The following is a 21,858-nucleotide window of genomic DNA, read 5'->3' as shown; positions in this document are numbered from 1 at the left end:
GCAAGCGGGTGAGCAATCCAACGGCCGCGACCGTCTCCGCGATCGAGACGGCCGCAGCAGGGTTGCCCGGCGAGATGCCAGCCGGATTTCCGCGCCTGCTCTACGGCCGTGTCGTCGCCGAGGATGTGGAGGCGCTGCCCGCGGACCTGCTCGCGCGCTCGGCGGCCGCGGCTTACGAACACCTTGCGGCGCCGCGCCGGCCCGAGACGATCAACCTGCGCTTCCGTGACGAGGCCTTCGAGAGCGAGGGCCGCAAGCGGCAACTGACGATTCTCGAGGTGGTCAACGACAACAAGGCATTCCTGCTCGATTCGACGCTCGCCGAACTCACAGAGCAGGGCTATGAGCCCCGCCTCGTCGCGCACCCGATCCTCGCCGTCGCCAGGGACAAGGCCGGCAAGTTCGTCTCGCTCGCGGGCGAGGCCGCCGGCCGGGCGCCAGAGGGCACGCGCCGCGAAAGCCTGATCCAGATCGCCCTGGAGCGGATCGACTCGGCCGAGGCGCGCGACCGGCTCCGCGCCGGGCTGGAGCGCGTTTATACCGATGTCGGACTTGCGGTCGAGGACTGGGCCGCGATGCGCGGACGCATCACCGAGGTGATCCAGGCCTATCGCGCCAACCCGCCGCCGCTGGCGGAGGACGAGGTCAACGAGGCGCTGCAGTTCCTCGAATGGATCGCAGGCGACAACTTCACCCTGCTCGGCATCCGCGCCTACCGCTTCCCCAATGGCGATGCCGCCGCCGATCCCATCGAGGGCTCGGGCCTCGGCATCCTGCGCAACCCCGGCGTCAAGGTGCTGCGCAAGAATGGTGAGATGGTCACGGTGACGCCAGAGATCCGCGCGTTCCTGGCCAAGCCCCATGCGCTGATCATCACCAAGGCCAACGTCAAGAGCCGGGTGCACCGGCGCGTCCATCTCGACTATGTCGGCGTCAAGCTCTTCACCGCCGATGGCAGGCTCGACGGCGAGTTGCGCATCGTCGGCCTCCTGACCTCGAATGCCTATACCGGCAGCGCGCTCGCCATCCCCTATCTGCGCCTCAAGGTGGCGCGCGTCGCCAAGAACATCGGCTTCGATCCCGCGAGCTATTCCGGCCGGTCGCTGCTCAACGTGCTCGATGCCTATCCGCGCGACGAGCTCTTCCAGATCGACGTCGGCACGCTGGAGAGCTTCGCACTCGCCATCCTCCAGCTCACCGAGCGGCCGCGCATCCGGGCGCTGGCCCGCCTCGACGAATTCGACCGCTTCGTCTCGGTCCTCGTCTTCATCCCGAAGGACCGCTACGACACGCGGGTGCGTGCCCGCGTCGGCGAATTCCTCGCCAACATCTATCAGGGGCGCATCTCGGCCGCCTATCCCGCCTATCCGGAGGGGCCGCTTTCTCGCACCCACTACATCGTCGGCCGCGACGAGGGCAAAACCCCGAAGGTCGACCGCGTTACCCTGGAAGCCGGAATCGCCGCGATCGTCCGCACCTGGAGCGACGGCCTCAAGGACGTTCTCGACCATGAGCGCAGCGGCCCGGCCGCAAGGGCGCTGGCGGAGCGCTATGCCGAGGCCTTCGGTGCCGCCTATCGCGACCGCTTCTCGCCGGCCGAGACGCTTGAGGATATCGACATTCTGCAGCAGCTGACGCCGGAGCGGGGCCGGGCGGTCAACCTCTACCGGCGCGAGGGCGATCCGGCGACCCGCGCCAACCTGAAGGTGTTCTCGCGCGGCGCGGCGATCTCGCTCTCGGCCCGCGTGCCCGTGCTCGAGAACATGGGATTCCGCGTCGTCAACGAGCGCACCTACTACATCACGCCACAGCCAGCCGCCGGCGACGGAGCCGAGACGACGCGAGTCTGGCTGCACGACATGACACTCGAACGGGCCGATGACAGCGAGATCGACGTCGCGCGCCTCGACCCGACCATCGAGGCCGCGCTGATGGCGCAATTCCGCGGCCTCGCCGAATCCGACCGCTTCGACCAGCTCGTCCTGGCGGCTGGGCTGGCCTGGCGCGAGGCAGCGCTACTGCGTGCGTTCGGGCGCTACCTGCGCCAGGTCGGCGCACCCTATGCGCAGGGCTACATCGCCGACGCGCTGACCCGCCATCCCGGCATCGCCTCAGGGCTGATCGCCTATTTCACCGCGAAATTCGATCCACGCCTCGGCGAGGCCAAGCGCGCGGAGAAATCCGAAGCGGCGCGCAACGACATCGAGGCGGCTCTGGAGGCCGTCACCAGCCTCGACGAGGACCGCATCCTGCGCCGCCTCGTCAACCTGATCGACGCGAGCTTGCGCACCAATTTCTTCCAGATCGGCCCGGACGGGCAGCCGCGCGGGACGATCTCGATCAAATACGACTGCGCCAGGGTCGATTCGCTGCCGCTGCCGCATCCGCTCTACGAGATCTTCGTCTATTCGCCGCGCGTCGAAGGCGTGCATATGCGCTTCGGCAAGGTCGCGCGGGGCGGCCTGCGCTGGTCCGACAGGCCGCAGGATTTCCGCACCGAGGTGCTCGGCCTGGTCAAGGCGCAACAGGTCAAGAACGCGGTCATCGTACCCGTCGGCGCGAAGGGCGGCTTCGTGCCGAAGCTGCTCCCGCCGGCGACCGATCGGCAGGCCTGGCTGGCCGAGGGCACCGAGAGCTACCGCATCTTCATCCGCACCCTGCTCGAGCTCACCGACAATCTCGACGGCGAGACCGTGGTGCCGCCGCCCGACACGGTGCGCCATGACGGCGACGACCCTTACCTGGTTGTCGCCGCCGACAAGGGCACCGCGACCTTCTCCGACACGGCTAACGCGCTCTCGCTGGAGAAGCACCACTGGCTCGGCGATGCCTTCGCCTCCGGCGGCTCGCAGGGCTACGACCACAAGGGCATGGGCATCACGGCGCGCGGCGGCTGGGAAGCGGTGAAGCGGCATTTCCGCGAGGTCGACATCGATATCCAGACGACGCCCTTTACCGTCGCCGGCGTCGGCGACATGTCGGGCGACGTCTTCGGCAACGGCATGCTGCTCTCGCCGGCGATCAAGCTCCTCGCCGCCTTCGACCATCGCGACATCTTCCTCGATCCCGACCCGGACCCGGCCGCTTCGCTGGCCGAGCGCCGGCGCCTGTTCGACCTGCCGCGCTCGTCCTGGCAGGATTATAACAAGAGCCTGATCTCGGCCGGCGGCGGCGTGTTCTCGCGCCAGGCCAAGAGCATTCCGCTGAACAAGACGCTGCGGGAGCTGCTCGACATCGACAAGCCCGAGGTTTCGCCGCCCGAGTTGATGACGGCGATCCTGAAGGCTCGCGTCGACCTGATGTGGTTCGGCGGCATCGGCACCTATATCCGCGCCTCGGACGAGAGCGACGCCCAGGTTGGCGACCGCGCCAATGACGCGATCCGCGTCACTGGCAGCGATGTCAGGGCCCGCGTCATCGGCGAGGGCGCCAATCTCGGCGTGACCCAGCGTGGCCGCATCGAGGCGGCGCGCAAGGGCATCAGGCTCAACACCGACGCGATCGACAACTCCGCCGGCGTCAACACCTCCGACGTCGAGGTCAACATCAAGATCGCGCTGGCAGGTCCGGTGCAGAGCGGGCAGCTGAAGGAGGAGGCCCGTAACGCGCTGCTCGCCGAGATGACCGACGAGGTCGGCCTGCTCGTGCTGCGCAACAACTATCTCCAGACGCTGGCCCTGTCGCTGACCGAGGCCAAGGGCGTGGCCGCAACACCCGGCCTGCGTTACCTGATGCAGACGCTCGAAGCCGATGGCCGGCTCGACCGCACGGTGGAGTATCTGCCGAGCGACGCCGTCCTGGCCGAGCGCGAGAAGCGCAGCGAGGGGCTGACGCGGCCGGAGCTCGCGGTGCTGCTGGCCTATGCCAAGCTGTCCCTGCACGACGCCCTGCTGGCATCGGAGGTTCCGGACGATCTCTATCTGAACAGCGAGCTGGTGCGCTACTTCCCGCAGGCACTGCGCGAGCGCTACGGCCAGGAGATCGCCAGCCACAAGCTGCGGCGAGAGATCGTCGCGACCCAGCTCGCCAACGCCATCGTCAATCGCGGCGGCCCGGCACTGGTGCCGGTGCTCGCCGCGCTGACGCATGCCGACGCTCCGGCCATCGCCGCAGCCTATGCGATCGCGCGCGATTCCTTCGACCTGATTTCGCTGAACGGTGCGATCGACGCCCTCGACGCCCAGCTGCCCGGCAAGACCCAGCTCGGGCTCTATGCTGCCGTTCAGCAGCTGGTCAGCGACAGGATGGGCTGGTTCCTGCGCCGGGGCGTGGCGAAGCCGGGCGCCATCGAACCGACCGTGGCGCATTACGCAGCCGGCGTGGCGGCGCTCGCCGCCGAGCTCGACCAGTTGCTGCCGGACGCAGCCGGTCAGGCGCGGCAAGCCCGCATCGCCGTCCTGACCTCGGAGGGTGTGCCCGAAACCCTGGCTGTGCGCATCGCCAGCCTGCCGTCGCTGGCCCAGGCGACGGAGATCGTGGATATCGCGGAACAGACGAAGCGCGACATCGCCGACGTCGCGCGGATTCATTTCGGAGTCGATTCGGTCTTCGGCCTCTCGGCGCTGGCGAGCGCGGCAGCCGCAGTGCCCGCCACCGACGACTACGAACGCCTCGCTCGGGAGCGCGCCATCGAGACACTGTTCGACGCGCAGGCCAATCTCACCCGCGAGATCGCCGCGGCCGCGGACGGCAAGAGCGCGCTGGATGCCTGGCTCACAGAGCGAGGCGCCGATGCCGACCGAACCCGCAGCACGATCCAGGCGATCGCTTCATCGGGTCTCTCGCTGCCCAAGCTGATGGTCGCCGCGGGAATGCTGGCCGACCTGCCGCGGAAGCGAGCGTGAAACCGACGCCACTCCATCCGCACCGGATCAACCGAAACGAGCCATGACATGACCGACGACACGAACGAACCCGCCACCCGCATCGACCCCAAGCTGCTGGAGATCCTGGTCTGCCCGCTGACCAAGACGACGCTCGAATATGACGCGGCCAGGCAGGAGCTGATCAGCCAGGCGGCGAAGCTCGCCTATCCGATCCGCGACGGCATCCCGATCATGCTGCCGGAAGAGGCGCGGCCGCTGGAGGGGTAGGAAGCACCGTGTCATTCTCGGGCTTGTCCCGAGAAGCTCGTGCCGAATGAAGCGCCGCCATGCGAGCGCCATCGGCGATGATGATCGTCAGCAAGAGATGGTCGGGTCGAGCCCGACCATGACGTAAGCCCTACAGCGCTTCGCCGCGCAGCAGCCGCGGCGGCTCGCCGGCGACGCCCGCGGCCTCGCGGATGAAGAAGCGCTTCAGCCCCGGAAGCCGGTCGACCAGCCCGAGGCCGAGATCGCGCGCCAGCCGGATCGGCATGACATCGTTCGAGAACAGCCGGTTGAGCCCGTCCGTGACCGCGCCCATCGCCAGCGTATCGAAGCGACGGGCCTGCTCGTAGCCCTCGAGCACCTCGGCCGCGCCCGGATCGAGCCCGAGCCGGGCCGCATCGACGATCGTCTCGGCCAGCGCCGCCACGTCCTTGAGGCCGAGATTGAGGCCTTGACCTGCGATGGGGTGGATCAGATGCGCCGCATCCCCCAAGAGCGCCAGCCGCTCGCCGACGAAGCTTCGCGCGATACCGAAGCCGAGAGGATGCGCCGAAACCGGGCTCTCCAGCGCGATCTCGCCGAGCTCCAGCCCGAAACGCCGCTCGATCTCGGCCAGCATGTCGATCTCGTCGAGGGCGAGCAGCGCCGGCACGTTCTCGGCGCGCTCGGTCCAGACGATGGAGGAGCGATGGCCGAGACGGCCGTCATCGCTCAGCGGCAGGATGGCGAAGGGGCCCGAGGGCAGGAAGTGCTCGACAGCCCGGCCGCCATGGGGCCGCTCATGGCCGACCGTCGCGACCAGTCCCGACTGCCGGTAATCCCAGCCGACCCAGCCGATCCCCGCCTGTTCGCGCAGCTTCGACCGCGCCCCGTCTGCCGCAACCAGAAGGCGGGCGGAAAGCCGCTCGCCATCGGCCAGCATGATCGCGACGCCCGAGGCCCCGCTCTCGAAGCTGCGGACCCGATCGCCCCGCAGCACGACGCCGGCCGCGCGGCAGGCTTCGGTCAGGGCCGCGACCAATGCGCCGTTCGCGACCATATAGGCGAAGGGTTGCCCCGGCTCGACCTCGCCGTCGAAGGTCAGGAAGACCGGACGAACCGCGTCGCCATTGCGGCTGTCGGAGACGATCATCTCGGTCATCGGTTGGGCGGTGGCTGCGATCGCCTCCCAGATCCCCAGCGCGCGCAGCATCGCCTGCGCGGCAGCGGCGATCGCATAGGCCCTGTTGTCGGGGCGCGGCGGCGCCGTCAACGCCGGATCGGTGACGACGACCGAAAACGCCTTGCCGAGGGCCTGCTTCAGCGCGAGAGCCAGCGAGAGCCCGGCGATGCCGCCGCCCGCGATCACGATCGCCTCGCTGGACTCGGTCACGACGGCCATCATCTATCTCCTTGGCGTGCCGGCTTGACGGCTCTGGATGCGTCGGTGCTGATGCGGCACGACCGGCCGAACCGTCAATCCGTTTGCTGGGGCATTTTCGAGCGAGCTCGACACCGGTTCGAGTGAAGAAAATGCGTCCGACAAGAATCAGAGCCTTGCGACCATGTCCCAGATCAGCGCTTCCCTGACGGCGATCCTCGACCTCGAGCCGCTCGAGCGCAACCTGTTCCGCGGTCGCAGCCCGAAATCGACCTGGCCGCGCGTCTATGGCGGGCAGGTCATCGCGCAATCGCTTTACGCCGCCTGCAAGACCGTCGAAGGCCGCCAGCCGCATTCTCTCCACGCCTATTTCCTGCTGGCCGGCGACCCGACGGTACCGATCATCTACGAGGTCGACCGCCTGCGCGACGGCCGCTCCTTTACGACGCGGCGCGTGCTTGCGATCCAGAAGGGCGAGGCGATCTTCGCCATGTCGGCCTCCTTCCAGGTCGAGGAGCCGGGCTACGACCATCAGATGCCGATGCCGAAGGTCCCGATGCCGGAGGAGCTGCCCGACCGCGAGGAGATGGCGCGCACCATCCTGCCGCATATGCCCGATCCGATTCAGGCCTATTACAAGCGCGAGCGGCCGATCGAGATCCGGCCGGTCGAGCTCCAGCGCTATCGCGATGGCGGCAAGATGGAGCCGAAGTTTAATGTCTGGATCCGGGCGATGGAGCCGCTTCCGGACGAACCGGCGCTGCACCAGAGTGTCCTCGCCTACGCCTCCGACCTGATGCTGCTCGATTCGAGCCTGATCGCACACGGCACGACTGTCTTCGACCAGAAAATCCAGGGCGCCAGCCTCGACCACGCCCTCTGGTTCCACCGGCCGTTCCGGGCCGACGAGTGGCTGCTCTATTCGCAGGACAGCCCCTCGACATCCGGGGCGCGCGGCTTCTCGCGCGGGCTCATCTTCGACCGGCAGGGCCGCCTGGTCGCTTCCGTCGCGCAGGAAGGCCTGATCCGGCCGCGCCCGGACCTCGCCTGAACAAAATCTAGGCACACGCCTAGATTCTCATCAGACGCTCAAAACCTAAGCAGTCGATCAGTGCCCAAAGCGCCGGCAACCGTGTGGTTCGCTGCGCGTCATCTCCCTGCGCGCGCCACGGGGCAGGTTGGCACGCGCCTTGAATTGCAGGTGCCGGCGCTCTGCATCTTGCAGCCGCGCGAGGCGCAACGAGATCGCCGGGGCTGGGTTCCGGGCGGCGAAAACGGGAAACCCTGCAATGAAGATCGTGATGGCTATCATCAAGCCGTTCAAGCTGGAGGAGGTGCGCGACGCGCTCACCGCCATCGGCGTGCATGGCCTGACCGTGACCGAGGTGAAGGGTTATGGCCGCCAGAAGGGCCATACGGAGATCTATCGCGGCGCCGAGTACGCGGTGAGCTTCCTGCCGAAGATCAAGATCGAGGTGGCAGTCGCCGACGAGCTTGTCACCCGGGTGATCGAGGCGATCACCGCCGCCGCCCGCACCGGACAGATCGGTGACGGCAAGATCTTCGTCTCGTCGATCGAGAAGGCCGTGCGCATCCGTACCGGCGAGACCGACGGCGACGCCCTCTGAGCCCGCGATCCTACTCCCAGGAGTTCCAACCATGACTTTGAAGACGTTCCTGCGGGCCGGATTGACCGGGCTCGCGCTCTCCACGACGAGCGCCGGTATCGCGCTCGCGCAGGCTGCCGCGGAAGCTCCCGCCGCCCCCGTGGCCAACAAGGGCGACACCGCCTGGATGCTGGTTTCCGCCCTGCTCGTCCTGATGATGACGCTCCCGGGCCTCGCCCTCTTCTACGGCGGTCTCGCCCGCTCGAAGAACATGCTCTCGGTGATGAGCCAGATCACCGCGACGGCCGCCGTCATGATCATCATCTGGGTGGTCTATGGCTACAGCCTCGCCTTCACCGGCGGCGGCTCGCTGACCAGCTTCATCGGCGGCTTCTCGAAGGCCTTCCTCGCCGGCGTCTCCACCGAAACCACGACCGATACCTTCACCAAGGGCGTCGTGATCCCGGAATACGTCTTCATCTGCTTCCAGATGACCTTCGCGATCATCACCCCGGCCCTGATCATCGGCGGCCTGGTGGAGCGCATGAAGTTCTCGGCCCTGCTGCTCTTCGTCGTGCTCTGGAGCACCTTCGTCTATTTCCCGATGGCCCATATGGTTTGGTTCAGCGAGGGCTACCTGTTCACGCTGGGTGCGCTCGACTTCGCCGGCGGCACGGTCGTCCACATCAATGCCGGCATCGCCGCGCTGGTCGGCGCGCTCGTGCTCGGCAAGCGCATCGGCTATGGCAAAGAGCTGATGAGCCCGCACTCCCTGACCATGACCTTCATCGGCACCTGCCTGCTCTGGGTCGGCTGGTTCGGCTTCAATGCCGGCTCGAACCTCGAGGCCACGGCCGGTGCGGCGCTTGCCATGATCAACACGCTCACCGCGACCGCCGGCGCCGCTCTGGGCTGGCTGTTCATCGAATGGGTGATCAAGGGCAAGCCCTCGCTGCTCGGCATGCTGTCCGGCATCATCGCCGGCCTCGTCGCCGTCACCCCGGCCGCCGGCCTCATCGGCCCGATGGGCGCGATCGTACTCGGCGCGCTCTGCGGCGTGGTCTGCTTCTTCATGTGCACCACGATCAAGAACGCGCTGGGCTACGATGACTCGCTTGACGTCTTCGGCATCCACGGCGTCGCCGGCATCATCGGCTCGATCGGCACCGGCATCTTCGTTGCGCCCGCTCTCGGGGGCGTCGGCGTCGCCGACTACGCGATGGGCGCCCAGGTCTGGAAGCAGATCGTCGCGGTGGTCATCGCCATCGTCTGGTGCGGCGTTGGCTCCTTCATCCTGTTCAAGATCGTCGACGTGGTGATGGGCCTGCGCGTCACCCCGGACGAGGAGCGCGAGGGTCTCGACATCGCCGAGCATGGCGAGCGCGCCTACAACATCTGATCGTTCCCGCGTCTCACGTGAAACAATCCCCGGCGGTCGCCCGCCGGGGATTTTGCTTGGATCTCGCATCGGCTTTTCCCGAGAACCGCATGCCACTTTTCGGGCCGATGCTTGATCGGGGCTCAGCCCGCCGGCGGACCGGATCTGCAACGCCGCCAAGGTTAAGCGGGTCTTAACCTCGTCTTCCTAACCTGATCGGGATGGCCGGAGCGACGCGGCCTGCAGTCCCGGGATGACGGCCAACCACGCATGCGCACGATCCGACGCTCCTCCTCGCTGATGGACCGCCTGCCCGATCCGGTGCGCGAGTTCCTGTCGCGCCGCGCCAGCGAGATCACGGGCCTGACCCTGCTCGCCCTGATGGCCGTCGTCGCGCTCTCGCTGGCGAGCTGGTCGGTCGACGATCCCAGCCTCAACAACGCCACCAGCGGCGCGGTCAGGAACTGGCTCGGCCGGCCCGGCGCCATGATCGCCGACCTGCTGATGCAGCTGATCGGCCTTGGCGTCATCGCGCTGCTCTTTCCGCCGGTGATCTGGTCGCTCAGGCTGGTGCGGTTCCATCTCTTCGACCGGGGCGCGCTCAAGCTTGGCCTCTGGGTGGTCGGCGTCGCCGCCACGGCCGCCGTCGGCAGCGCTCTGCCGGCAACGCCACGCTGGCCTCTGCCCACCGGCATGGGCGGCGTCATCGGCGACGGCCTGCTGTTCGGCACCCGCAACATCGCCGGCATCGCGGGCAATGCGCTCGGCGGCCTCGTCGGCTTCCTCTATGCCGGCATCGCCATTCTGGCCGTGACCGCTGCCGCCGGCTTCGGCTTCGTCCATGACGAGGATCCGGCCTCCGACCTCGATGAAGCCAATGAATCCTGGTCCGAGAGCGAGGATCGCCGCGATGACGAGCCGGGCATCGCCGTCATCCTGATCGGCTGGCTCGCCCATGGCGCGATGGCGCTGCGCGGCATGATCCTGCGCCGGCTGCCGCAGGCGCCAAGGGCCGCGACGCAGGGCGCACATCCTGGCGGTCATGCCGGCGATGCGCTTCCCGCCGCTGGCCGCGTTCGCCGCGAACCGCAGTTCCAGGACGGCCCCCGCCGCGAGCCGCCGATGCGGCCGGTCGTTCCGGCCTTCGATCCCGAGCCGCTGCCCGGCGCGCGTAGCGGCAAGGCGGCTGCCCGACCCGATTTCGACCCGCCTTTCGATCTCGACGACGACGAGCCGCAGGATTTGCGCGACCTGAACGCGCCACGCGTCACGGCGCCGCCGGCGGCGCCCAAGCCGGGCAAGCGCATCCAGCGTGAAGCCCAGCCCTCCCTGCTCGACCGCGACCAGTTCGAACTGCCGCCGCTGACCTATCTGTCCGAGCCCAAGAAGCTGCCCGCGAACGCGATCTCGACCGACGCGCTGGAGCAGAACGCCACGCTGCTCGAAGGCGTGCTCGAGGATTTCGGCGTCCGCGGCGAGATCACGCAGGTTCGCCCCGGCCCGGTGGTGACGCTGTACGAGCTCGAGCCAGCGCCAGGCACGAAATCCTCCCGCGTGATCTCGCTTGCGGACGACATTGCGCGCTCGATGAGCGCGATCTCGGCGCGCGTCGCGGTGGTGCAGGGCAAGAACGCCATCGGCATCGAGCTGCCCAACGCCAAGCGCGAGACGGTCTTCCTGCGCGAATTGCTCGCCAGCCAGGATTTCGAGAGTTCCAAGCACAAGCTGGCGCTGGGCCTTGGCAAGACCATCGGCGGCGAGCCGNTCCTCCCGCGTGATCTCGCTTGCGGACGACATTGCGCGCTCGATGAGCGCGATCTCGGCGCGCGTCGCGGTGGTGCAGGGCAAGAACGCCATCGGCATCGAACTGCCCAACGCCAAGCGTGAGACGGTCTTCCTGCGCGAATTGCTCGCCAGCCAGGATTTCGAGAGTTCCAAGCACAAGCTGGCGCTGGGCCTTGGCAAGACCATCGGCGGCGAGCCGGTGATCGTCGATCTCGCACGGATGCCGCATCTGCTCGTCGCCGGCACCACCGGTTCGGGCAAGTCGGTCGCGATCAACACGATGATCCTGTCGCTGCTCTACCGGCTCAAGCCCGAGCAGTGCCGGCTGATCATGGTCGATCCGAAGATGCTCGAACTGTCGGTCTATGACGGCATCCCGCATCTGCTCACCCCCGTCGTGACCGATCCGAAGAAGGCGGTGGTCGCGCTGAAATGGGCGGTGCGCGAGATGGAGGAGCGCTACAAGAAGATGTCGAAGCTCTCGGTGCGCAACATCGACGGCTTCAATGCGAGGGTGGTCGAGGCCAAGGCCGCCGGCGAGGTCATCACCCGCACCGTCCAGACCGGCTTCGACAAGCATAGCGGCGAGGCGATCTACGAGGAGGAGGTCATGGACCTCGAGCCTCTGCCCTATATCGTCGTGATCGTCGACGAGATGGCCGACCTGATGATGGTCGCCGGCAAGGAGATCGAGGGCACGATCCAGCGTCTCGCCCAGATGGCGCGCGCCGCCGGCATCCATGTGGTTCTCGCGACCCAGCGGCCGTCGGTCGACGTCATCACCGGCACGATCAAGGCGAACTTCCCGACGCGCATCTCCTTATGCTCTACATGGCCGGCGGCGGGCGGATCACCCGCGTGCACGGCCCCTTCGTCTCGGATGCCGAGGTCGAGAAGGTCGTGGCGCATCTCAAGACGCARGGYCGGCCGCAATATCTCGACGCCGTCACCTCCGAGGAGGAAGAGGGGGGCGAGGGGGAGGACGGCGCCGTCTTCGACAAGAGCGGCATGGGCCAGGCCGAGAGCGACGACCCTTACGAGCAGGCGGTCGCGGTCGTGCTGCGCGACAAGAAGGCCTCGACCTCCTACATCCAGCGCAGGCTCCAGATCGGCTATAACCGCGCCGCCTCGATCATGGAGCGGATGGAGAACGAGGGCATCGTCGGACCCGCAAACCATGCCGGCAAGCGCGAGATCCTCGTCGAGGCAGGACGCGCCAGGGAAGACGAGGAATAGGCTATCCAGGCGCCGGGACCTTGCAGTTGCGGCATCGAGTCCTCAAATTGCCATCAGGCTGCTGCAACCTCCGCCGCGTCGGATGCGTTTGATATGCACAGCGTGCCGGCAGGCGGATCGACGAATAGAATCTGTCCTTCCGCGCGAGCCGCCACGAACAGGAATGGAGCAGACCTGCTCATGATCTCGCCCCCCGTTTTGCGGGCTTCGGTTGCCGCCCTCGGCCTGCTTGGCAGCGTCACGCTGGTTGGTCAGCTGGCCGCCCAGCCCTTGCAGCTCGTGCCGCCGAAGCCGGTCGCGGCGAAGCCCGCTGCGGCCCGCCCCCTGCCGCTGCCGCCGGCCCGTCCTGCCAATCTCGGCCAGTCGCGCGTCGCCGAGGCTGCCGCTGCGGCACCTGCCACGGCCGCGACGCCTGCTGCTGCACCCGTCGCGGCTTCGATGGCGGCCGAGGCGCCCCGTGCGGCCACCGCACCCGCTCGCGCAAAGGCCGCCGCACCTGCGACGCGCGAGGACGCGATCGACCGGCTCAACACCTATCTCAACAGCTTCACGTCGCTGCAGGGCAACTTCATCCAGCACGCAAATGATGGGCGGCGCCTCGAGGGCCGTATCTATATCCAGCGGCCTGGCAAGATGCGCTTCGAATACGAACCGCCGGCGACGATCGAAGTCATCGCGGATGGCAGCTCGGTCGCAGTCCGGGACAAGCGGCTGGCAACGCAGGACATCTATTCCCTCGGGCAGACTCCGCTGAAGTTCCTCGTGCGCGAACGGATGGATCTCGCCCGTGAGGGCACGATCACCGGCGCGAGCGTCGATGGCGACATGCTGTCGCTGCGGCTGGAAGATCGCTCGACGCTGGGCGGCACCTCGAAGATCACCTTGAAGTTCGACCTCGCCGCCAATGTCCTGCGGCAATGGGTGGTGGTCGATCCCCAAGGCTACGAGACCGCCGTCTCGCTCTACAACCTCGACACCCAGCGCCGGCCTGATTCGAAGAACTTCGTGATCGACTACCAGCGCAAGCTCTGACTCTGGTCCGTCGTTGCGCGCGCTTGGGCTTGCCCAAGGCAACACCCGGGTGCCCGCAATGACGGTTCGCGCTTGCTTTTCCACGCACCGCGAACCAGTTTCCGGCACCCTCCCGCCGGAATCCTTACGTGCAACTCACCGTTACCAGCTGGAACATCAACTCGGTCCGACTTCGGATCGGCATGGTCACCGATTTCCTGGCCACGCATCAGCCCGACATCCTGTGTCTTCAGGAAACCAAGACGCCGGACGAGCAGTACCCGGCCAAGGCCTTCGAGAAGGCCGGCTATGTCCATCAGGCCTTCATCGGCCAGAAGGGCTATAACGGCGTCGCGATCGTCTCCAAGCTCCCCTTCAGCGAGAAGGACGCGATGGCGATGTGCGGCCGCAACGACGCGCGCCACATGACAGTCGTCCTCGACAAGGGCGCAGGCGCAGCCGCGGGGATCGCGATCCATAACTTCTACATCCCGGCGGGCGGCGACATCCCGGACCCCGCAAAGAACGACAAGTTCGCCCACAAGCTCGCCTTTCTCGACGAGATCGGGGGCTGGGGAGTCGCCAAACGCCCCACGGACCGCCCCGCCATCCTGCTCGGCGACCTCAACATCGCGCCCTATGAGCACGACGTCTGGAGTCACAAGCAACTCCTCGACGTCGTCAGCCACACGCCGATCGAGACCACGACACTGGAAAAGCTGCGCTCGGAGCTCGGCTGGACCGACGCCGCCCGCAAGCTGCGGCCGGAGCCCGAGAAGCTCTACAGCTGGTGGAGCTACCGCGCGGCCGACTGGGAGGCTTCCAACCGCGGCCGGCGCCTCGACCACATCTGGCTTTCGGACGGGCTGACGCCGACGCTGCGGGACGTGACCTTCCTGCGCGAGGCCAGGGGTTGGGAACGGCCTTCCGACCATGTGCCCGTGACGGTGACGCTGGAACTCTGATCCCTGACCCGGCCGGCCCCAGCGCGGACAGCGCAGCGGCCTACCGGCGCTCGATCGCCGTCAGGGCATCCTGAACCGCCGTCAGCTGGCTGACGAAGCCGCGCAGCCTGTCGCTGATCGCCGTTGCAACGGCCTCGGCCGAAGCCGGTGATTCGGCGAGGACGCGGCGCATCACGCTGCGAGAAAGCCGCATCAGCTGAGTAGGCTCGCGCGCGATAGCCGTGACCTGACGGGCGACCGAGGTGAACAACGCCATCTCGCCGATCAGGGCGCCGGCACCGACGATCTCCTCGGCCGGCTGCCCGTCTTCCCGGCTCGTCAGCGCGATGCTTCCCGAGACGATCAGCACGGCACCGTCGGAGGGTTCGCCCGCCCGGAACAGCACGTCGCCGGCACGCAGGATGCGGTTCTCCGCCGCGAAGGCGACGAGCCGGAGCGCATCGCGTTCCATCAGGCTCAGCAAGGGCTGCCGGGCCAAAAGGGCGATGTCGTCGTCGAGCGCCATTCGCTTACGGATTGAGCCTGTAGCCGCCCGCATCCGTCACGAGCAGCCGGGCATTGCCCGGATCAGGCTCGATCTTCTGGCGCAGCCGGTAGATATGAGTTTCGAGCGTGTGCGTCGTGACCTGGCTGTTATAGCCCCAGACCTCTTGCAGCAGCACCTCGCGCGCGATCGGCTTGCGGCCGGCGCGATAGAGAAAGCGCAGGATCGCCGTCTCCTTCTCCGTCAGCTTGGTCTTGGAGCCCTTCTCGCTGACCAGCAGCTTCGATCCGGGGTGGAAGGTATAGGGACCGACCTGGAAGACCGCATCCTCGCTCGCTTCATATTGCCGGAGATGTGCGCGGATCCGCGCCAGCAGCACCGCGAACTTGAACGGCTTGACGACGTAGTCGTTGGCGCCGGCCTCCAGTCCGAGCACCGTGTCGGCGTCCGACCCCTGCCCGGTCAGCATGATCACGGGGCTCTTGAAACCGTTCTTGCGCATCAGCTTGACGGCTTCTCGTCCGTCCATGTCGGGCAGGCCGACATCCATGATAGCGAGATCGACGCGCTCCGCCTGCACGGCCTTGACCGCGCCGGTCGCCGTGCCCGCGGTCGAGAGCTTGAACTCCTCGTAGAGCGCGAGCTGCTCCGCAAGCGCATCGCGCAGGGTCTGGTCGTCATCGACCAGGAGGATATGATGGACGGCGGGCATGAAGCATCGTTCGTGCGAGAAATGACACGACACCATGAGCCCGCTGAATCATGTCCGCAAGTCACGCCCGATGGAATTCCCGTGAGAAACCGTGAGAACAGGGCCTTGCGCCCTGGCTGGGGCGGGCCGCGCCGCCTGACGACGCTCCGCGTCTTCGCTTCGGTCCAGGACCGCCGCAAGGGCTTCCTGCTGGCCGGAGGTGCCACCTTTCCCTGCGCGCTGGGGCGCTCCGGGATCGGCACCCTGAAGCGCGAGGGCGACGGCCTAACACCGCGCACCGCGCTGCCCCTGCGCAGCGTGATGTTCCGAGCCGATCGCATCGGCCGGCCGCACACCCTGCTGCCCCTACGCACCATCCGCCCGCGCGATGCCTGGTGCGACGATGTGGCGGATCGCCGCTACAACCGCCTGATCGACCGGCCACCCGGCGAGGCCGAGGAGCGGCTGACCCGCGACGACCATCTCTATGACGTCATCGTCGAACTCGGCTGGAACGATGCGCCGGTGATTCGCGGCCGCGGCAGCGCGATCTTCTGGCATCTCGCCCGGCCGGGCTTCACCCCGACCGCCGGCTGCGTCGCGGTCGAGCGGCACGTCTTCGCCAAGGTGCTGCCACGGCTCGCGCGAAACTGCAGGATTCTGGTCAGGTAGCGGGCACTCCGCTACAATGGACGTCGAGCACCGTCTCGGCAGCCATGACAGGATCACAGCGTTCGGAATCGCGGGCACCGCCTCGCACCGCCCTGCGTCCCAGCACGAGACCTGCGATGAACCATTCTCCCCATGACACCCTCCGCTTCGGCCGGATTGCCGCCATGCTGCCCATCAACGACATGGCGCGCGCGCATGATTTCTATGTCGGCGCGCTCGGCTTCGCGAAGACCTTCGAGAACGGCACGCCCGTCGGCTTCATGATCCTGCGGCGGGACGACGCCGAGCTGCATCTGACGCTCCAGCCCGGGCACAAGGCCGCGCCCTTCAACGTCGCGCATATGATGGTCGACGACGTCGATGCTCTGCATGAGATCATCCGCGCGCGCGGCCTGCGAATCGTGAAGGGGCTGCGCGACAACGACTACGGCCTGCGCGCCTTCGTCTTCGAGGATCCGGACGGCAACCGCATCGATGTCGGCCAGCCGCTGAAACGGTAGCTCGTCATTCTCGGGTACAGCGAAGCGAAGACCCGCGAATCTCCGGCCAAAAGGAGCGCAGCCTCATTCGAGATGCTCGGGCCAAGCCCGAGCATGAGGCATCAACCCCGCGCGCCGAAGATCGCGCTTCCCACTCGGACATGGGTGGCGCCGAGCTGGATAGCCGCCTCGTAATCGGCGCTCATACCCATCGACAAACCCTTGAGCCCGTGCCGCGCCGCGATCTTCGCCAGCAGGGCGAAATGCGGCGAAGGCGGATCGGCAGCCGGCGGTATGCACATCAGTCCATCGATCGCCAGGCCGTGACCGTCCCGGCAGCGTAAGAGGAAGGCGTCGATCTGAGATGGGCTGACGCCTCCCTTCTGCGGCTCGTCGCCGGTGTTCACCTGCACGAACAGCCGCGGCGTCCGGCCGCTGCCGGCGATCTCGCGCGCAAGCTCCTTGGCGAGGCTTTCGCGGTCGAGCGAATGGATCGCGTCGAAAAGCTCGACGGCCTCGCGCGCCTTGTTGGACTGGAGCGGCCCGATCATGTGCAGCTGCGCATCGGGAAAGCGCTCCTTCAGACCGGGCCACTTGGCCTTGGCCTCCTGGACGTAGTTCTCGCCGAAGACGCGCTGACCGGCCTCCAGCGCCGGCAGGATCGCCTCGGCCGGCATGGTCTTGGAAACTGCGATCAATGTGACCGAAGCGGGATCACGCTCGAAATCCCGCGCCGCCCGCGCAATCGCGGCTTTCGTCTCGGCCAATCGCGTAACCGTATCGCTCATCTCGCATCCCTTCATGCCTGGGCCGGCGTTGACCGCGTGCACGCAATGGTGTCCTAGTCCGGCCACATCCGATCATGCAAGAATAGCCCGTCATCATGGCCGCCGAACGCTACAATCCCAAGGAAACCGAGCCGAAATGGCGTGCCGTCTGGGAAGAGCGCAAGCTCTACGAGACGAAGAACGACGATCCCCGGCCGAGCTACTATGTCCTCGAGATGTTCCCCTATCCATCGGGGCGCATCCATATGGGCCATGTCCGCAATTACGCGATGGGCGACGTCGTGGCGCGCTACAAGCGGGCCAAGGGTTTTGCCGTGCTCCATCCAATGGGATGGGACGCCTTCGGCCTTCCTGCGGAAAACGCCGCCAAGCAGAAGGGGGTCCATCCGCGCGAATGGACCTACGCCAACATCGCGGCGATGCGGACGCAGTTGCAGTCGATGGGCCTGTCGCTGGACTGGAGCCGCGAGCTCGCGACCTGCGACCCTTCCTATTATCGCCACCAGCAGAAGATGTTCCTGGATTTCCTCAAGGCCGGGCTGGTCGACCGCAAGACCGCAAAGGTCAACTGGGATCCGGTCGACGAGACTGTGCTGGCCAACGAGCAGGTCATCGACGGCAAGGGCTGGCGTTCCGGCGCCCCCGTCGAGATCCGCGAGCTGACGCAGTGGTTTTTCAAGATTACCGCTTACGGCCAGGAGCTGCATGACGCGCTGGAGGGCCTGACGCGCTGGCCCGAAAAAGTCCGGCTGATGCAGAAGAACTGGATAGGCCGCTCGGAAGGGCTGCTGATTCGTTTCGCGCTCGAATCGACCGCTTTCGGGCAGGACGAGATCGAGGTCTACACCACCCGCCCCGACACGCTGTTCGGCGCAAAATTCGTCGGCATAGCGCCCGACCATCCGCTGGCCAAGGCGGCGGCAATCGATAACCCGGCGCTGCAGGCCTTCATCGAGGAATGCAAGCGCACCGGAACGGCCCAGGAGAACATCGACAAGGCCGAGAAGCTCGGCTTCGACACCGGCCTGCGCGTCGCTCATCCCTTCGATCCGTCATGGACGTTGCCGGTATACGTCGCCAATTTCATCTTGATGGAATACGGCACCGGCGCGATCTTCGGCTGCCCGGCGCATGACCAGCGCGACCTCGACTTCGTCAACAAATACGGCCTCGGCAACACCCCGGTCGTCGCGCCGGAAGGCGTCGATCCGGCGACCGTCGTGATCACCGACACCGCCTTTCTCGATGACGGACGCATGATCAATTCGCGCTTCCTCGACGGCTTGACCATTCCGGAGGCGAAAGAAGAGGTGGCGCGCCGTCTCGAGAGCGAGAGTCGTGGCAACCACCCTGTCGGCGCCAGGAAGGTCAATTTTCGTCTGCGCGACTGGGGCGTCTCGCGCCAGCGCTACTGGGGCTGCCCGATCCCGGTGATTCATTGTGCCGCCTGCGGAACGGTCCCCGTTCCGGATGCGGACCTGCCGGTTAGGCTGCCGGACGACGTGTCCTTCGACAGGCCCGGCAATCCGCTCGACCATCATCCGAGCTGGAAGCACGTCGCCTGCCCGCAATGCGGCAAGGATGCGCGGCGCGAGACGGACACGATGGACACCTTCGTCGATTCGTCCTGGTACTTCGCCCGCTTCACCGATCCGTGGCGGACCGAAAGCCCGACCGACCGACCGGTGGTCGACCGTTTCCTGCCGGTGGACCAGTATATCGGCGGCGTCGAGCACGCGATCCTGCACCTGCTTTATTCACGCTTCTTCACGCGCGCCATGAAGGCGACCGGCCATGCCGGCCTGGACGAGCCCTTCGACGGCATGTTCACGCAAGGGATGGTCGTTCACGAGACCTATCGCGCTGCCGATGGCAGCTGGGTCGAGCCCGGCGATGTCCGCATCGAGGGCGCCGGCGCCGAGCGCAAGGGCTTCCATGTCGACACCGGCGCGCCGATTGAGATCGGCGCGATCGAGAAGATGTCGAAGTCGAAGAAGAACGTGGTCGATCCCGACGACATCATCGCCTCCTACGGCGCGGATACCGCTCGCTGGTTCATGCTGTCCGACTCGCCGCCCGATCGCGACGTGATCTGGACCGACGAAGGCGTGCAGGGCGCCGCGCGTTTCGTTCAGCGCTTCTGGCGGCTGCTGAGCGAAATCGCCGAGCGCACCGGCAATCAGCCCCAGCAGCCTGCGGGCTTCGGCGAGGCCGCGGAGACGCTCCGCAAGGCCGCGCACAGGGCTCTCGACGCCGTCGGCACCGATATCGAGCGCCTCGGCTTCAACCGCTGCATCGCCCACGTCTACACCCTGACCAACGCCATCGGAAAAGCCCTGGACGCAGCCGCCGAGGATGCAGAGCTCGCGCACGATGTTGCCTTTGCCTTGCACGAGGCGGGCGTGATCGCGACGCAGCTCGTGGCACCAATGATGCCGCATCTGGCGGAGGAATGCTGGCAGGCGCTCGGTCAGCCCGGTCTCGCCGGCGAAGCGTCGTGGCCGCAAGCCGAAGCTGCCCTGCTCAAGGACGACAGCATCGTCCTGCCGGTGCAGATCAACGGCAAGAAGCGCGCGGAGGTGACGGTTGCGGCCGATGCGGATACCATCGCGGTCGAAGCGATCGTCCGATCGTCCGACGTCGTCACCAGGGCGCTCGACGGCCGCGCGATCCGCAAGATCATCGTCGTCCCCGGGAGAATCGTGAATGTCGTCGTCTGAAGCCGCAAACCGCGACGCGACGCCGCCCTCGCGCCGCGCGATGATCGCGGCCGCGCTGGTCGCGGCCGGCCTCGCGGGCGGCTGCTTCCAGCCGCTCTACGCCGAGAACACCCGCAGCATCACCGGCGGCAGCATCAAGGACACGATGAAGGAGGTCGAGATCCCCGAGATCAAGGGGCTGATCGGCCATCATCTTCGCAACGAGATGGTCTTCGAGCTCGACGGCTCGGGCGAGCCCGACCGCCCGAAGCGGCTGAAGTTCAGCGCTCAGATCGCCGAATCGCTCGAGGTCGTGACGGTGGATTACGCCAACGGCCGCGCCGACTCCGCGGTCCTCGTCGCGACCGCAACCTGGTCGGTGACGGATATCGCCAGCGGCAAGGTCGTCTCTTCGGGCACCAATGCCGTGCGCGCACCCTATGAACGATCTTCGCAGCGCTTCTCGACCGTACGCGCCGCCCGCGACGCGCAGGTCAGGGCCGCGAAGAACCTTGCGACCCTGATTCGCGGGCAGATGGCGGCCGATCTCGTCGCCGGCTGAGGGATCGGCCGGGACGATGGTTGCAATCAAGGCGCATGAAGCCGACCGCGCGCTGGCAAGGCTCGACCCGGCCTATCGCCTGATCCTGATCTACGGCCCGGATGCCGGGCTGGTCTCGGAGCGTGCCGCCACCCTCGCCCGCGCCCATGTCGACGATGCCAACGACGCCTTTCAGCTCGTGCGGATGAGCGGCGACGACATCGCCTCCGACCCGCTGAAGCTCGTCGACGAGGCGAATACCATCGGCTTGTTCGGTGGCCGTCGGGCCATTCGCGTCTCGCCGACATCGAAACAGCTGCTCGCCGGCGTTGAACCGCTGCTTGCCATCCCGTCGCGCGATGCCATCGTCATCGTGGAAGCCGGCGACCTGCAGCGCAGCAACCCGCTTCGCACCGCCTGCGAGCGGGCCCGCACGGCGCTTGCCGTGCCCTGCTATGGCGACGCCGCGCGCGATCTCGGCACCATCATCGACGAGATGGTGCGCGCTGCCGGCAAGACGATCGACCGCACGACGCGCGAGCATCTTGCCGGGCTTCTTGGCGGGGACAGGCAGACATCACGTCGCGAGATCGAAAAGCTCCTGCTTTACGTCGGCACCGAAACGGCCCTGACGGGGGATCATATCGACGCTGTCGTGGGGGATACCGCGCAGCGCGAGCAGGCCATGCTGGTCGATGCGGTCTTTTCCGGTCGGCTGCCGGCCCTCGACTTGGCGCAGGCCAAGCTCGCGGGCGAGGGGCTCGATGCCGGCGTCATGCTCGGCGCCGTGCTGCGGCATGCCCTGGCCCTGCTGAAGGCGCGCCAGGGCATGGATGCGGGCCGTAGCGCCCGGGACATGGTCGCGACCATGCGCCTTCCCTATCCGCGGATCGCGGCCACCGAAGTTGCGCTCGGCAACTGGACGACAGCAAAGCTGGTGGAAGCCGTCAGCCTGCTCGGCAACGCCACGCTGGCGGCCCGCCGCGATGCCGATACGGGCAAGGCCGGAGCAACCCGGGCGCTGTGGACCCTGGCGCGCATGGGCCGCGCCGGTGGGCGCGGAGACTGAGCT

At 67.1% G+C, this 21,858-nt stretch carries 16 protein-coding genes and 1 pseudogene; 13 read left to right on the top strand and 4 right to left on the bottom strand.

The window, feature by feature from the left end; genetic code table 11:
• The first annotated feature begins 8 nt into the window (after nt 1–8).
• Together ASE63_RS17005 and ASE63_RS17000 are read left to right on the top strand one after the other, a co-directional pair.
• Nucleotides 9–4,844 carry an NAD-glutamate dehydrogenase gene (locus ASE63_RS17005; RefSeq protein WP_244491432.1) on the top strand — a complete coding sequence of 1,612 codons (4,836 nt, stop codon included), beginning with the start codon at nt 9–11 and terminating at the stop codon, nt 4,842–4,844.
• Nucleotides 4,845–4,892: 48 nt separating this feature from the next.
• The gene (locus tag ASE63_RS17000; protein WP_056803739.1) at nt 4,893–5,093 is read left to right on the top strand and encodes a Trm112 family protein; all 201 of its coding nucleotides are present in this window, start codon (nt 4,893–4,895) and stop codon (nt 5,091–5,093) included.
• A 130-nt stretch (nt 5,094–5,223) separates the two neighbouring features.
• On the opposite strand, the gene ASE63_RS16995 is transcribed toward ASE63_RS17000, so the two are convergent.
• Nucleotides 5,224–6,471 carry a ubiquinone biosynthesis hydroxylase gene (locus tag ASE63_RS16995; RefSeq protein WP_156410426.1) on the bottom strand — a complete coding sequence of 416 codons (1,248 nt, stop codon included), beginning with the start codon at nt 6,469–6,471 and terminating at the stop codon, nt 5,224–5,226.
• A 163-nt stretch (nt 6,472–6,634) separates the two neighbouring features.
• Here ASE63_RS16995 and tesB point away from each other — a divergent pair, with 163 nt between their 5' ends.
• The 6 genes and pseudogenes from tesB to xth all read left to right on the top strand — a co-directional run bounded on the left by tesB (nt 6,635) and on the right by xth (nt 14,432).
• On the top strand, nt 6,635–7,501 hold the full coding sequence (gene tesB, locus ASE63_RS16990) for an acyl-CoA thioesterase II (protein WP_056803734.1): 867 nt from the start codon (nt 6,635–6,637) through the stop codon (nt 7,499–7,501).
• 238 nt (nt 7,502–7,739) lie between these two features.
• Nucleotides 7,740–8,078 carry a P-II family nitrogen regulator gene (locus tag ASE63_RS16985; RefSeq protein ID WP_056803731.1) on the top strand — a complete coding sequence of 113 codons (339 nt, stop codon included), beginning with the start codon at nt 7,740–7,742 and terminating at the stop codon, nt 8,076–8,078.
• Nucleotides 8,079–8,109: 31 nt separating this feature from the next.
• Nucleotides 8,110–9,456 carry an ammonium transporter gene (locus ASE63_RS16980; RefSeq protein WP_056803728.1) on the top strand — a complete coding sequence of 449 codons (1,347 nt, stop codon included), beginning with the start codon at nt 8,110–8,112 and terminating at the stop codon, nt 9,454–9,456.
• Nucleotides 9,457–11,200: 1,744 nt separating this feature from the next.
• A pseudogene (locus ASE63_RS28460) lies at nt 11,201–12,456 on the top strand (DNA translocase FtsK); the annotation flags it as partial.
• 180 nt (nt 12,457–12,636) lie between these two features.
• On the top strand, nt 12,637–13,488 hold the full coding sequence (locus tag ASE63_RS16970) for an outer membrane lipoprotein carrier protein LolA (protein WP_056803726.1): 852 nt from the start codon (nt 12,637–12,639) through the stop codon (nt 13,486–13,488).
• Nucleotides 13,489–13,616: 128 nt separating this feature from the next.
• Nucleotides 13,617–14,432 (top strand): exodeoxyribonuclease III, encoded by an 816-nt coding sequence (gene xth / locus ASE63_RS16965; protein ID WP_056803723.1) that lies wholly within the window; start codon nt 13,617–13,619, stop codon nt 14,430–14,432.
• A gap of 40 nt (nt 14,433–14,472) precedes the next feature.
• Here the strand turns inward: xth and ASE63_RS16960 are convergent, their stop codons facing one another.
• Nucleotides 14,473–14,937, bottom strand: a complete 465-nt coding sequence (locus ASE63_RS16960) for a Crp/Fnr family transcriptional regulator (RefSeq protein ID WP_056803719.1) — start codon at nt 14,935–14,937, stop codon at nt 14,473–14,475.
• Nucleotides 14,938–14,941: 4 nt separating this feature from the next.
• On the bottom strand, nt 14,942–15,628 hold the full coding sequence (locus tag ASE63_RS16955; protein ID WP_056803716.1) for a response regulator transcription factor: 687 nt from the start codon (nt 15,626–15,628) through the stop codon (nt 14,942–14,944).
• An 81-nt stretch (nt 15,629–15,709) separates the two neighbouring features.
• Here ASE63_RS16955 and ASE63_RS16950 point away from each other — a divergent pair, with 81 nt between their 5' ends.
• Together ASE63_RS16950 and ASE63_RS16945 are read left to right on the top strand one after the other, a co-directional pair.
• On the top strand, nt 15,710–16,279 hold the full coding sequence (locus ASE63_RS16950; RefSeq protein WP_244491431.1) for a L,D-transpeptidase family protein: 570 nt from the start codon (nt 15,710–15,712) through the stop codon (nt 16,277–16,279).
• Nucleotides 16,280–16,395: 116 nt separating this feature from the next.
• Nucleotides 16,396–16,779 carry a glyoxalase superfamily protein gene (locus ASE63_RS16945; protein ID WP_056803711.1) on the top strand — a complete coding sequence of 128 codons (384 nt, stop codon included), beginning with the start codon at nt 16,396–16,398 and terminating at the stop codon, nt 16,777–16,779.
• A gap of 101 nt (nt 16,780–16,880) precedes the next feature.
• Here ASE63_RS16945 and ASE63_RS16940 read toward each other — a convergent pair whose 3' ends face one another.
• The gene (locus ASE63_RS16940; protein WP_082610049.1) at nt 16,881–17,546 is read right to left on the bottom strand and encodes a YggS family pyridoxal phosphate-dependent enzyme; all 666 of its coding nucleotides are present in this window, start codon (nt 17,544–17,546) and stop codon (nt 16,881–16,883) included.
• Between the two features lie 95 nt (nt 17,547–17,641).
• Between ASE63_RS16940 and leuS the strand changes: the two genes are divergently transcribed.
• The 3 genes from leuS to holA are packed head-to-tail and all read left to right on the top strand — an operon-like array spanning nt 17,642 to nt 21,855.
• Nucleotides 17,642–20,266 (top strand): leucine--tRNA ligase, encoded by a 2,625-nt coding sequence (gene leuS / locus ASE63_RS16935; protein WP_056803705.1) that lies wholly within the window; start codon nt 17,642–17,644, stop codon nt 20,264–20,266.
• Nucleotides 20,253–20,807, top strand: a complete 555-nt coding sequence (lptE, locus tag ASE63_RS16930; RefSeq protein ID WP_056803702.1) for an LPS assembly lipoprotein LptE — start codon at nt 20,253–20,255, stop codon at nt 20,805–20,807. Before leuS ends, lptE begins: the two co-directional genes overlap by 14 nt.
• 16 nt (nt 20,808–20,823) lie before the next feature.
• A complete protein-coding gene (gene holA / locus ASE63_RS16925) occupies nt 20,824–21,855 on the top strand; it encodes a DNA polymerase III subunit delta (RefSeq protein WP_056803698.1) in 1,032 nt (343 codons plus the stop codon).
• Nucleotides 21,856–21,858: the final 3 nt, after the last annotated feature.

Origin of the sequence: Allobosea sp. Root381, assembly GCF_001429395.1 — a bacterium.
GTDB lineage: Bacteria > Pseudomonadota > Alphaproteobacteria > Rhizobiales > Beijerinckiaceae > Allobosea.
The sequence above is the reverse complement of the archived record's forward strand: the minus strand, read 5'-3'. Positions and strand labels throughout refer to the sequence as shown.